General features: G+C 66.4%; 13 protein-coding genes. 3 read left to right on the top strand and 10 right to left on the bottom strand.

What is annotated here, in order from left to right; all coding sequences use genetic code 11:
- Positions 1-21 precede the first annotated feature (21 nt).
- Together G3W89_RS07060 and G3W89_RS07065 are read right to left on the bottom strand one after the other, a co-directional pair.
- Entirely contained in the window at positions 22-819 is a 798-nt protein-coding gene (locus G3W89_RS07060) for a segregation and condensation protein A (protein ID WP_162577366.1), read from the bottom strand.
- 111 nt (positions 820-930) lie between these two features.
- Positions 931-1,137, bottom strand: coding sequence for a DUF3460 family protein (locus tag G3W89_RS07065; protein ID WP_162573420.1), 207 nt, complete (start codon positions 1,135-1,137; stop codon positions 931-933).
- A 130-nt stretch (positions 1,138-1,267) separates the two neighbouring features.
- Here G3W89_RS07065 and G3W89_RS07070 point away from each other — a divergent pair, with 130 nt between their 5' ends.
- Together G3W89_RS07070 and G3W89_RS07075 are read left to right on the top strand one after the other, a co-directional pair.
- A complete protein-coding gene (locus tag G3W89_RS07070) occupies positions 1,268-1,939 on the top strand; it encodes a hypothetical protein (RefSeq protein ID WP_162573421.1) in 672 nt (223 codons plus the stop codon).
- 43 nt (positions 1,940-1,982) lie between these two features.
- A complete protein-coding gene (locus G3W89_RS07075) occupies positions 1,983-2,492 on the top strand; it encodes an outer membrane protein assembly factor BamE (RefSeq protein ID WP_162573422.1) in 510 nt (169 codons plus the stop codon).
- Between the two features lie 36 nt (positions 2,493-2,528).
- Here G3W89_RS07075 and G3W89_RS07080 read toward each other — a convergent pair whose 3' ends face one another.
- From G3W89_RS07080 to metG, 3 genes are read right to left on the bottom strand one after another with little or no spacing between them, the layout of a single operon-like run.
- Positions 2,529-4,208 (bottom strand): SulP family inorganic anion transporter, encoded by a 1,680-nt coding sequence (locus G3W89_RS07080; protein ID WP_162573423.1) that lies wholly within the window; start codon positions 4,206-4,208, stop codon positions 2,529-2,531.
- A 34-nt stretch (positions 4,209-4,242) separates the two neighbouring features.
- On the bottom strand, positions 4,243-4,455 hold the full coding sequence (locus tag G3W89_RS07085) for a hypothetical protein (RefSeq protein WP_162573424.1): 213 nt from the start codon (positions 4,453-4,455) through the stop codon (positions 4,243-4,245).
- A 28-nt stretch (positions 4,456-4,483) separates the two neighbouring features.
- Positions 4,484-6,562 (bottom strand): methionine--tRNA ligase, encoded by a 2,079-nt coding sequence (gene metG, locus G3W89_RS07090; protein WP_162573425.1) that lies wholly within the window; start codon positions 6,560-6,562, stop codon positions 4,484-4,486.
- 112 nt (positions 6,563-6,674) lie between these two features.
- Between metG and G3W89_RS07095 the strand changes: the two genes are divergently transcribed.
- On the top strand, positions 6,675-7,349 hold the full coding sequence (locus G3W89_RS07095; protein ID WP_162573426.1) for a YceH family protein: 675 nt from the start codon (positions 6,675-6,677) through the stop codon (positions 7,347-7,349).
- A 16-nt stretch (positions 7,350-7,365) separates the two neighbouring features.
- Here the strand turns inward: G3W89_RS07095 and G3W89_RS07100 are convergent, their stop codons facing one another.
- Genes G3W89_RS07100 through G3W89_RS07120 form a run of 5 tightly spaced genes read right to left on the bottom strand, consistent with a single transcriptional unit; the run spans position 7,366 to position 12,510 of the window.
- Positions 7,366-7,887: an NADH-quinone oxidoreductase subunit B family protein gene (locus G3W89_RS07100; RefSeq protein ID WP_162573427.1), complete on the bottom strand. Its 522-nt coding sequence runs from the start codon at positions 7,885-7,887 to the stop codon at positions 7,366-7,368.
- On the bottom strand, positions 7,887-9,437 hold the full coding sequence (locus G3W89_RS07105; protein ID WP_162573428.1) for a hydrogenase large subunit: 1,551 nt from the start codon (positions 9,435-9,437) through the stop codon (positions 7,887-7,889). The genes G3W89_RS07100 and G3W89_RS07105 overlap by 1 nt, the downstream gene beginning before the upstream one ends.
- A 5-nt stretch (positions 9,438-9,442) precedes the next feature.
- Positions 9,443-10,897, bottom strand: a complete 1,455-nt coding sequence (locus tag G3W89_RS07110) for a hydrogenase 4 subunit F (protein ID WP_162573429.1) — start codon at positions 10,895-10,897, stop codon at positions 9,443-9,445.
- A 1-nt stretch (position 10,898) separates the two neighbouring features.
- On the bottom strand, positions 10,899-11,561 hold the full coding sequence (locus tag G3W89_RS07115; protein WP_162573430.1) for a formate hydrogenlyase: 663 nt from the start codon (positions 11,559-11,561) through the stop codon (positions 10,899-10,901).
- Position 11,562: 1 nt separating this feature from the next.
- Positions 11,563-12,510, bottom strand: coding sequence for a respiratory chain complex I subunit 1 family protein (locus G3W89_RS07120; RefSeq protein WP_162573431.1), 948 nt, complete (start codon positions 12,508-12,510; stop codon positions 11,563-11,565).
- Positions 12,511-12,514 lie beyond the last annotated feature (4 nt).

A 12,514-nucleotide genomic window follows, 5' to 3' on the forward strand; every position in this document is an offset into this window, starting at 1 on the left:
GATGCGCTGAAAAGGGCAACGTCATGCTGGCGAATAGGCCAGTCGGACGTAGATCGGTGCGAAGGCCTCGGCCTGCGTAATGTCGATCAGCGTCTCTTTCGCCAGCTCCAGCATGGCGATGAAGGTGACGATCAACACCGGCGTGCCGCGGTTGATGTCGAACAGCTTCTCGAATTCGACGAACTGCCGGCCCTGCAGATGGCGCAGCACGATGCTCATGTGCTCGCGCACGCTGAGCTCCTCGCGTGAGATCTTGTGGTGCTGCACGAGCTTGGCCCGGCGCAGGATATCGGCCCAGGCGTCGCGCAGGTCGACCACGTTCATGTCCGGAAAGCGCGGCTTCAGCGATTGCTCGATATAGACCTGCGCCTTCCAGAAATCGCGGCCCGCCTGCGGCATCGCGCTGAGCGAGGCGGCCTGCAGCTTGGCCTGCTCGTATTCGAGCAGGCGGCGCACCAGCTCGGCGCGCGGGTCCTCGACCTCCTCGCCCTCGGCCGTCTTCTTGGGCGGCAGCAGCATGCGCGATTTGATCTCGATCAGCATCGCTGCCATCAGCAGGTATTCGGCCGCGAGCTCGAGGTTGGTCTGGCGGATCTCGTCGACGTAGCTGAGGTATTGGCGCGTCAGCGCCGCCATCGGGATGTCGAGGATGTTGAAGTTCTGCTTGCGGATCAGGTACAGCAGCAGGTCCAGCGGCCCCTCGAAGGCCTCGAGGAAGACCTGCAGCGCTTCGGGCGGGATGTAGAGATCGCTCGGCAGCGCGAACAGCGGCTCGCCATACAGCCGGGCCAGCGCGACCTGGTCGATGACCTCGGGCATGGCGGCGATCTGCGGCGCGTCGTCGTCCACGATGCTCTCGGGACCTTCGGTGCGCGCCTGCTCGCCCGCACTCGAATCGCGGTGGCTCGCTACAGGCCGGATGGGCACTGCTTACTTCACGCGGGTCTGGTAGACGTAGGGCTGCTGCGCTACCGCGCCCTGCTGGTACTCATCAAGCAAGGAGCGGTCCAGGTGCTTGTCCCACAGCAGGCTGCGGCCGGCGCGCTGCTCGGCTTCGAGCGTCGGCTTCTTCTGCTTCATCTCCTCGATGAAGTTCGTGATCTCGGAGGTGTAGTGGGGGCGGGCGAAGATGGACATGGGATTGGACCTTTGGAAGCGAAGTTTACCGGGGCCGAACCCCTGGCGCCCGCCACCGGTGGATTCCTTCTTGTTGAGGCCGCTCCCATGCGTTAGCGTCGCTGCTCCAACAATTCCAAGGAGTTTGCCCATGCGCCGGAATTTGATGTATCTCGTTTCGACCACCACGGCGGCGATTGCGCTGGTGGCCTGCAGTGGCATGACGAGCAGTCCGCCGCAAAGCAAGATGAGCTTTTTCGTGACCAGCGCCAATCCGGGCAAGGGTGCCGACTTCGGAGGCCTTGCAGGTGCCGATCGCTACTGCCAGAGCCTGGCCGCGAGCGCGGGCGCCGGCGGTCGCTCCTGGCGCGCCTATCTCAGCAACACCGCCATGGCCGGGACCCCGGCGGTGGATGCGCGTGACCGCATCGGCAAGGGCCCGTGGTTCAACGCCAAGGGCGAGCAGGTCGCGAGCAGCGTCGAGGACCTGCATGGTCCAAGCAACAAGCTCACCAAGCAGACCGCGTTGACCCAGAAGGGCGAGATGATCAGCGGCAGCGGCGACCCGGTGAACCTGCACGACATACTGACCGGCTCCACGGCGGATGGCCGCGCGATCAGCGACGGCAAGGACAACACTTGCGGCAACTGGACCAAGAGCGGCGAAGGCTCGGCCATCGTGGGCCACCACGACCGCACGGGGCTCGACCAGACCGCGCCGGCAAAGTCCTGGAACGCCTCGCATCCCACGCGAGGCTGCGGCATGGATGCACTCAAAAGCACCGGCGGAGGCGGCCTGCTCTACTGCTTTGCCCAGAACTGAGCGCATAGACTCGGCCCTTGCTTGATGAAAGGGGTCGAGTCGAATGGTGCAGGAACGATTGGGGCGCAGGCGCGCGTTCGCCGCAGTGCTGGCCGCCGCGTGCTGGCTCGCGGGCTGCGACCCGAAGCACATCAGCGAACTGGAGGAGGGCGTTGCGACCGAGGCCGACGTGCGCGCGCGCTTCGGCGAGCCCGAGAACGTGTGGGACTCGCCCGCCGGCCGCGTGTTCGAATACAACCGCCAGCCGCAGGGCCAGAAGAACTACATGATCACCATCGGTCCCGACGGCAGGATGGCCGCGTTGCGCCAGGTGCTCACGCCCGAGAACTTCGCCCGCGTGCAGCCCGGGATGGCGATGGAGGACCTGCGCAAGCTGCTAGGTAAGCCGGCGCGGCGCATGCCTTATCCGCTAAAGAAACAGACCGAGTGGGAGTGGCGCTGGGTGCAGCCGCCGAACTCGCCGATGGTCTTCACCGCCACGCTGAACGATGACCAGCGGGTGGTGAGTGCAGGCTCTTCCCCGGATCGCAGCGCGGAGGCGAACGCCAACTAGGCACGACGGTCGCCGTCCTGGGGCAGACGGCGACCATCATGTCTGGTGAGCCCCTGCGGGCACGCCGGTCCGCAACTCTTGCGCAAAGCCCGAGCGCTCCATCACCTCGAGCGGCTGCGCCTGCACCGAGTCGATGCGCAGCACGCCGCCGCGCGCCAGCACGGCCCTGTGCACCTGGCGCAGCGCGTCGAGGCCGGTCGTGTCGAGCAGGACCAGGTGCATCGCGTCGAGCACCACCGTCATCTCGCGCGGGGCCCGCTCGATGGCTTGCACGGTCGGGTCCAGCTTGGCGGCGGCCCCGAAGAAAAGCGCGCCGTAGAGCTTGAAGGTCAGCACCGGCGGCTGCAGCGAAACCATCTCGACGCTGAAAAGCTTGCTCATGCGGCGCACGAACAGCGCACAGGCCAGCACGATGCCCGCCTGCACCGCCACCGTGAGGTCGAACACCACGGTGAGGAAGAAGGTGCCCAGCATCAGCACCTTGTAGTCGCGGCTGGCGCGGCGAAGGATGTAGGGCGACAACTCCCGCCATTCCCCCATGTTCCAGCCCACGAAGAGCAGGATGCCGGCAAGCACCGACAGCGGCACGTGCTGCGCAAGCGGCGCGGCGACCAGGACCACCACCAGCAGCGTGATCGCATGCACGATGCCGGCAATGGGTGAGTTCGCCCCCGCGCGCACGCTGGTCACCGTTCGGGCGATGGTGCCGGTGGCCGGCATGCCGCCGAAAAAGGGCGCGACGAAGTTCGCCACGCCCTGCGCCATCAGCTCCTGGTTCGGGTCATGGCGCGGCAGGCCGCTGACCTGGTCGGCGACGCGCGCGCACAGCAGCGACTCGATCGCGCCGAGCAGCGCAATGGTGAGGGTGGGCGTCACCAGCTGCTTCACGGTCTCCCACGAAAACTCGGGGAGGGCGAAGCGCGCCATGCCTTCGGGAATGCCACCGAAGCGCGTGCCGATGGTTTCCACCGGCAGGCCGAAGCCCCAGGACACCAGCGTGAGCGTGGCCAGGGCGACGATCGGCCCCGGCACGCGCGAACCGGCGCGTACCACGCGCAGGTCGGCCACGCGGCCCAGCACGAAGTGCACCGCGTAACCGAAGCGCGTCTTGTCGTGCAGCAGCGTGGGCCAAAGGAACAGGCCGGCGAGGCAGGCGAGGCCGAGGCCGAACGCGTAGGGATTGAAGGTGTCGAGGTGGGTGGCCAGCGTGTGCAGCTGCGAGAACATGTCGGCCGGCATCTTCGGGATCGTCAACCCGAGCCAGTCCTTGAGCTGCGAGATCAGGATCAGCACCGCGATGCCGTTGGTGAAGCCGATCACGATCGACACCGGCACGTAGCGCACCAGGGTGCCGAGCCGGAACAGCCCCATCAGGAACAGCAGCACGCCGGCGCAGGCGGTGGCGATCAGCAGGTTGGCCACGCCGTAGCGCTCGACGATGCCGTAGACGATCACGATGAAGGCGCCGGCCGGCCCGCCGATCTGCACCGCGGAGCCGCCCAGGGCCGCAATCAGGAAGCCGGCAATGATCGCGGTCCAGATGCCGGCCTCGGGCTTGAGCCCGGAGGCGATCGCGAAGGCCATCGCCAGCGGCAGCGCCACGATGCCCACCGTAACGCCGGCGCCGAGGTCCTTCAGAAAACGCTGCCCGTTGTAGCCTGCCAGGGCGTCGATCAATCGGGGTCTGAAGCGAGCGGTCGGCAGGGGCGAACTCATGGCGCTATTGTGGCGGCGCCTTCCGGCCGCCAGGTCAGCGCGGTTCGCCGTCGCCGGGCAGCACCGCATCGGCCGCGGCGCCCACCGCCTTGCCCGTGATTCGCGCGGTGCCGATCGCCGCATCGGCCGCCAGGCCCACGGCGCCGGCGGTCACGCTCACCGCGGTGCTGGCGACCGTCACCACGGCACAGCCGCCCAGCGCGAGGACCAGGGCGAGGACGAGGGCGGTCAGGGCGGTGCGTTTCATGGGTGAATCCGGTGCAGGTGGCGGCGCGTCAGCGTACCCGCATCCCCGGCTGCGCGCCAGGCCAGGGCTCGAGCACGTAGATGCCGGGCTCGGCCTTCTCGTCGGCGTGGCTGGCGGCCAGCACCATGCCTTCGGAAATACCGAACTTCATCTTGCGTGGCGCCAGGTTGGCGACCAGCACGGTGAGCTTGCCCACCAGCTGCTCGGGCTGATAAGCGGAGGCGACGCCGGAGAACACGTTTCGCGTGCGGCCTTCGCCGGCGTCGAGCGTCAGGTGCAGCAGCTTGGTGGAGCCCTCGACCTTCTGGCAGGCCACGATCTTCGCGATGCGCAGGTCGATCTTCGCGAAGTCGTCGATGCCGATCATGGGCGCGATGCCTTCGCCGCCGGGCAGTGCGGTGGCCGCCGCGGCTTCGGGCACGGGCTCGGGCGGCTCGAACAGCTGGTCGATCTGCTTGGCGTCGACGCGCTGCATCAGGTGCCTGTACTCGGTGATCGCGTGGCCTTCGCCGAGCAGATGCGCCGCATCGGCGAACACCAGCGGCTCGCTGCGCAGGAAGCCCTCGACCTGCGCCGCGAGTGCTGGCAGCACCGGCTTCAGGTAGATGGTCATCAAGCGGAAAGCCTCGATGCAGGTGGTGCACACATCGTGCAGGCGCGCTTCCATCCCGCCCTGCTTGGCCAGCTCCCAGGGCTTGTTCTGATCCACGTACTCGTTGACCTTGTCGGCCAGCGCCATGATCTCGCGCAGCGCGCGCGCGAAGTCGCGTCCGTCGTACAGCGCAGCGAGCGGCCGGGCGGCTTCCTGCAGCGTCGTCAGGAGCGCTGCGCCATCGGTGCTCACGATGCCCAGCTTGCCCCCGAAACGCTTGGCGATGAAGCCAGCCGCGCGGCTCGCGATGTTGATGTACTTGCCGATCAGATCGGCGTTCACCCGGGCGATGAAGTCGTCGGGGTTGAAATCGACGTCCTCCACCTTGGCGTTGAGCTTGGCCGCAATGTAGTAGCGCAGCCACTCCGGGTTCATGCCGATCGAGAGGTACTTGAGCGGATCGATGCCGGTGCCGCGGCTCTTGCTCATCTTCTCGCCCGAGACGGTGATGAAGCCGTGCACGTTCACCTGGCGCGGCGTCTTGCGGCCGCTGAACTGCAGCATCGCGGGCCAGAACAGCGTGTGGAAGTAGACGATGTCCTTGCCGATGAAGTGCACCTGCTCCACCGCGGGGTCGGCCACGAACTCGTCGAAGCTCTGCGGGGTGCGCGAGGGCTCGTGCCAGTGGGCAGCCGCCTGGCCCTTGTCGAAATGGTTCTTCAGGCTGGCCAGGTAGCCGATGGGCGCGTCCAGCCAGACGTAGAAGTACTTGCCCGGTGCATCCGGGATCTCGATGCCGAAATAGGGCGCCTCGCGCGAGATGTCCCAGTCGGCCATGCCGGCCTCGAACCACTCGCCGGCCTTCTTCGCCATCTCGGGCTGCAGCTTGCCGTCCTGGGTCCAGCTCTTGAGGAAGTCGACCACCTTCGGATCGGAGAGCTTGAAGAAGAAGTGCTCGGAGCTGCGCAGCTCGGGGGCCGCGCCGGTCAGCGTGGAATAGGGATGGATCAGCTCGGTGGGCGCGTACACGCTGCTGCACACCTCGCAGGAATCACCGTATTGGTCCTTGGCGTGGCACACCGGGCATTCGCCCTTGATGTAGCGGTCGGGCAGGAACATGCCCTTCACGGGGTCGTAGAACTGCTCGATCGTGCGCGTGGCGATCATCCCGGCTGCCTTGAGCTTCCTGTAGATGCCCTGGGCCAGCTCGGTGTTCTCCGGGCTGTCGGTCGAATGCCAGTTGTCGAAGCTGATGTGGAAGCCGTCGAGGTATTCCTTGCGGCCGGCCGCGATTTCGCCCACGAATTCCTGCGGCGTCTTGCCGGCTTTTTCGGCCGCGATCATGATCGGCGCGCCGTGCGCGTCGTCGGCGCCCACGAAGTGCACCATGTGCGCCTGCATGCGCTGGAACCGCACCCAGATGTCGGCCTGGATGTATTCCATGATGTGGCCCACGTGGAACTTGCCGTTGGCATACGGCAGAGCGGTGGTGACGAAGAGCTTGCGCTGGGGCATCGAGGGGCGCTTTCTGGGGAAACGGACGGGAGCGGCGGCCGGGGCGGCCGGCGGGAGGGGCATTTTAGGCGGCGCACGGCGCTTACACTTGGCCCCCTTTCGAGCTGCTGCCATGACCTCTGCCCTGCCGATCCTGTCCGCCGTCGAAATCCGCGTCCTCGGCGTGCTGGCCGAGAAACAGCGCACCGTGCCCGACAGCTACCCGCTGACGCTCAACACCCTGGTGGCCGGCTGCAACCAGAAGACCAGTCGCAACCCGCTGATGGAGCTGTCGGAGACCCAGGCACAGGCGGCGCTCGACAGCCTGAAGGGCTACAGCCTGGTCATGGAGTCGAGCGGCGGGCGCGTCGCCCGCTACGAGCACAACATCGAGCGCGTGCTGCGCGTGCCCTCGCAATCCACCATCCTGTTGACGGTGCTGATGCTGCGCGGCCCGCAGACCCCCGGTGAGCTGCGCATTGCCAGCGAGCGCATGCATAACTTTGCCGACATCTCCTCGGTCGAGGCCTTCCTGGACGAACTGGCCGAGCGCCCGGCCGGCGCCCTCGTCGTGAAGCTCGGGCGCCTTCCGGGGGCGCGGGAGAACCGCTGGATGCATCTGCTGGCCGGTCCGCCTTCGGAGCAGGCGCTGGAGACTGCGGGAGCGCCGGCCGGCCGCGGCGATGCGTCGCTCGGCGAAGTGGCGGCCCTGAAGCTCAACGTCGCCCGGCTCGAGGCAGAGGTCGCGGCCCTCAAGGCGCTGACATCGCGCATCTGTTCGGAATTGGGCATCGCGGACCAGGCCTGAAGCCCGGCGCATGAGGCTAGCGCTGAGCCCTGCGCTGCCGAACGGCGCCGAGAATCCCGCGCAGGATGTCGATCGGCGGCGGGGGGCAGCCGGGTACTGCCACATCGACCGGAATCACATTCGCCACCTTCCCGCAGCTGGCGTAGCTCTCACCGAAGATGCCGCCGGTGCAGCCGCAATCGCCGACCGCGACCACCAGCTTCGGCTCCGGCGTGGCATCGTAGGTGCGCCGCAATGCCTCTTCCATGTTCCGCGACACTGGGCCGGTCACCAGCAGCATGTCGGCGTGGCGAGGACTGGCGACGAATTTGATGCCGAGTCCCTCGATGTTGTAGTAGGGGTTGTTGAGTGCGTGGATTTCGAGTTCACAGCCGTTGCATGAGCCGGCATCGACCTGGCGGATCGTCAGCGCCTGGCCCAGGATGGCGAGGATGTCGCGCTGGATGCGATCGACAGCGGGGTGTTCGGCGTCATCGAGCCGCGGCACCGGCTCGGTGCCGATGCCGGTACGGACGATCTGCTTGAGGATGTGCCACATCAGAGGTCGTGACCCGAATAGCTCAGGTTGAAGGACTTGTTGATCAGCGGGAAGTCCGGAACGATGTTGCCGATGATGGCGTGCTCGAGCACCGGCCAGTTCTGCCAGGATGGATCATGGCAATGGCATCGCACGATGCGGCCATCTCCGTCGATCTCCAGTGCGACGAGAACCTCGCCCCGCCAGCCTTCGACCCAGCCTGCACCCAGCGATGCCGAGGCCTGCGGCCGGAGCGCGGCGTGAGCGGCGCCGTCCGGCAAGCCCTGGCAGATGGCGCGGATGAGCCGCAATGACTCGAATGCTTCATCGAAGCGCACCGCCACGCGTGCTGCAACATCGCCATCGCTCTGTGCCGCGATCGCGGCCTTCAGCTGACCGTAGGGCGGCCAAGGGAAGTCGCGGCGCAGATCGGCCGTCTGCCCGCTGGCACGCCCCGCGAGGCCCGTCAGGCCGAGCTGTGCGGCCAGCTGAGGCGTTACCCTTCCGGTGCCGGCAAAGCGGTCCTGCAGGCCCGCATGTTCGTCGTAGATGCGACGCAGCACGCGCACCTCTCGCTCGATCGCGTCGCACTGCGTGCTCAGGCGGGCCCGCATCGTGGGTGTCAGATCGATCGCCACGCCGCCGGGCACGATGGCATCCATCATCAGGCGATGGCCAAAAATCTCCTTCGACAGGCGCAACCAGTCCTCGCGCAGTCGCGAGAACTGCGCCAGGCCGAAGGCCAGGGCTGCATCGTTGCCCAAAGCGCCGAGATCGCCCAGATGATTGGCCACGCGTTCGCGCTCCAGCATCAGCGCACGCAGCCAGGCGGCGCGCTCCGGGATCTCGCCGCCCCAGGCCGACTCGAGTGCCATGCTGTAGGCCCAGGCGTAAGCGACCGTCGTGTCGCCCGAGACGCGGCCCGCGAGACGATGGCCCTCGAGCGGCATCAGTTCCGTGAACCGGCGCTCGATGCCCTTGTGCGTGTAACCCAGGTGCTGTTCCAGCCTGAGAACTTTCTCGCCGACGACAGAGAAGCGAAAGTGGCCGGGCTCGATGATGCCGGCGTGCACGGGCCCCACGGCGATCTCGTGGACCCCGTCGCCGTCAACGCGCACGAAGGGGTAGTCGGCGGGAAGTCTGCCAGCGGCAGCTGCTTCGGACCGGTGTTTGCGCTGCAGCGGCAATGACCCGGGCGCCCACACACCGTGGTCGAGCCAGGCGCGATCGTCGCTGCTGCCCGCGGCACGGATGCCTGACAGATCGGCCATGGCGCGCTGCATGCGTCCCGCGCAGGGAAATGCGGCTGCCAGATCGGGAAACCCTTGCGCTGCATCGTCCAGCTTCAGTTCGACCCAGATCAGGCCCTCGGAAACGGCATAGGCTGCACACGCTGCCATTCCGTCGCCGGATGCGCTGCGGTCGACGCCCCAGACCGAAACCAGCCTTCCGCCCGCGTCCGCGATGCCGCGCGCCACGGCGCTCCAGGCGTCGCGGCTCACTCGCCCATGCCAGGCGGGCAGCGGCGCCGGCAGGCGTCGCAGATCGGGTCCGAGTTCCGGCCGGGCCATTTTGATCACTTCCCCAGCATCGCGGCCGCCTGGACGTACCAGGCATTGAGGTAGGGCGGGATGTAGACGCCGAGCATCAGGCCAAGCGCCAGGTGCGTGAACACCGGAATCAGGGCCGGCGGATGCGCCAAGGGCTTCACGTTGGTCTCGCCAAACACCATCGGCTGGACGCGGCTGAAGACGGACGCGAACGCCAAACCCAATGCGATCAGCAGCAACGGGGTTGCCCAGGGTTGCTCGCGCATCGCCGTCGTGACGATCAGGAACTCGCTGGCGAAGACGCCGAACGGGGGCATGCCCAGGATGGCAAGCGATCCGAGCATCAGACCCCAGGCAACCGTCGGGCTGACCTTGATGAGCCCGCGGATGTTCTCCATGAGCTGGGTGCCGGCCTTCTGCGTGGCGTGGCCGACGGCAAAGAAGATCGCGGACTTGACCAGCGAATGCACCGTCATGTGCAGCAGCCCGGCATAGTTGGCAATCGGCCCCCCCATGCCGAATGCGAAGGTCATCATTCCCATGTGCTCGATCGACGAGTAGGCGAACATGCGCTTTACGTCCTTCTGCCGAATCAGGAAGAACACTGCCGCGACGACGGACAGCAGGCCGAAACCCATCATCAGCCGTCCGGCGAGCGGGTAGTGCAGCGCGCCGTCGGTCAGGACCTTGCAGCGCAGGATCGCGTAGAGCGCGACGTTCAGCAGCAGGCCCGACAGCACGGCGGATACCGGCGTCGGCCCCTCGGCGTGCGCGTCGGGCAGCCAGTTGTGGACCGGCACCAGGCCGACCTTGGTGCCGTAGCCGATGAACAGGAACGCAAAGGCCAGCGTGATGATGTTCGGGTCGAGCTGATCCTTCATCGCGTCGAGGTTGGTCCAGAGCAAGGCGCCGCCCTCCGGGCCGATCACCTTCTCGGCGGCCATGTACAGCAGCACTGTCCCGAACAACGCCTGGGCGATGCCCACGCCGCACAGGATGAAGTATTTCCATGCGGCCTCCAGGCTGGCCGCAGTGCGATAGACACTGACCAGCAGCACGGTGGTCAAGGTGGCAGCCTCCATCGCGACCCAGACGATCCCCATGTTGTTGGTCGTCAATGCCAGCAGCATCGTGAAGCTGAACAGCTGGTACATGCTGTGGTACAGGCGCAGGCGCGGCGGCGTCATCTTGCCGTGGTCGCGCTCGACGCGCATGTAGGGGCGCGAGAAGATGGACGTGGTCAGGCCGACGAACGCGGTCAGCGTGACGAGAAAGACATTCAGCGGGTCGATGTAGAACTCTCGGTCCCAGGCCAGCATCGGCCCGCTTTCGACGATCTGCGCCGTGAGCACGCAGGCGGCGACGAACGTGCCCAGGCTGAACGCGACGTTGACGTCTCGTGCGTTGTCGCGCTGGCCGACCAGCGCCAGCACCAGCCCGCCGGCCAGCGGCGTTGCGAGAAGGAAAGCCAATGCAAGCAACTCAGTCTTCCTTCAGTTTCTCGAGATGGCGGATGTCCAGGCTGTCGAACTGCTCGCGAATCTGGAACATGAAGACGCCCAGGATCAGCACACCGATCAGAACGTCCAGCGCGATACCGAACTCGACCACCATCGGCATGCCGTAGGTGGCCGACGTGGCGGCAAAGAACAGGCCGTTCTCCATCGCGAGGAAGCCGATCACCTGCGGAACCGCCTTCGCGCGCGCGATCATCATCAGGAACGACAGCAGCACGCAGGCCAGCGCAATGCCCAGCGTGCCGCTGGCCAGCGCCGACGACAGCTGGGAAATGGGTATCGCCAGATTGAACGCGAAGATCACGACCCCGATGCCGATCAGCATCGTGGTCGGGATGTTGATCAGCGTTTCGACGTCCCAGCGGATGTCGAGACGATCGATCACCCGGTGCAGCAGGTACGGGATCAACAGCACCTTGAGGACCACGGTCAGCCCGGCCGACAGGTACAGGTGGTGCTGGTCGGTCGCATAGCCGACCACGGCGGTCGCCAGCGCCAGTGTCGCACCCTGCATCGTGAACAGATGGATCAGGGTGAGGATGCGCCGTTGCGAGATCATCGCGAACGCGATCATCAGCAGCACTGCGCCGAGCAGGTTGACGAGTTGGGTCAGGATGCTGCTGCTCATGTCACCGATCGAGGAGCAGGTGAACCAGCATGCCGATCACCGCGAGCAGGAAGGCCGTGGCCAGGAACTCGGGCACGCGGAAGATGCGCATCTTGGCGCTTGCCGTCTCCAGCACCGCAAGAAGAAAGCCGCCCACGGCGAGCTTGGCAGCCAATACGGGCAGGGCCAGCAGCATCTCCAGCGGGGCCTGGGCCTGCGCAATGCCCCAAGGCAGGAACAGGGCCAGGCCGATGCATGAATAGGCGAAGAGCTTCAGGCTGGCGGCCCATTCGATCAGCGCCAAGTGGCGGCCCGAGTACTCGAGGATGAGCGCCTCGTGAATCATCGTCAGCTCGAGGTGCGTGGCCGGGTTGTCCACTGGTACGCGCGCGTTCTCGGCCAGCGACACCATCGTGAACGCGACCCCGGCGAAGGCCATGCCGGGATAGATGGCCAGTTCACGCTGCGTCAGCGTCTCGACAATGGTGGTGAGCGATGTCGACTTGGAAATCAGCGAAGCCGAGAACAGCACCATCAACAGCGCAGGCTCGGCAAGAAAGCCGATCAGCATCTCGCGCCGTGCCCCCATGGTGCCGAACGCAGTGCCGATGTCCATGGCGGCCAGCGATATGAACACCCGTGCCAGGGCGAACAGGCCGACCAGTGCGATCGCATCGGCCGCCGGCGCCAACGGCAGATCGGTCGACAGCGTGGGGATGATGGCGCAGGCCAGGACCATGCAGCCGAACATCACATAGGGCGTGACGCGAAACAGTCGCGATGCGTGGTCGGCAAGCATCGACTCCTTGTTGAACAGCTTGTGCAGCATCCGGTAGGGCTGCCAGAGGCTGGGCGCTGTCTTGTTCTGGAGCCACGCACGCCACAGGTTGACCCAGCCGGTCAGCAGGGGGGCCAACCCGATCGCGATGACGATCTCGAGCAACTGCGACAGGAAGGCGGCGAAGCTCATGGCG

It is taken from the genome of Variovorax sp. PBL-H6, assembly GCF_901827155.1.
Classification (GTDB): Bacteria; Pseudomonadota; Gammaproteobacteria; order Burkholderiales; family Burkholderiaceae_C; genus Variovorax.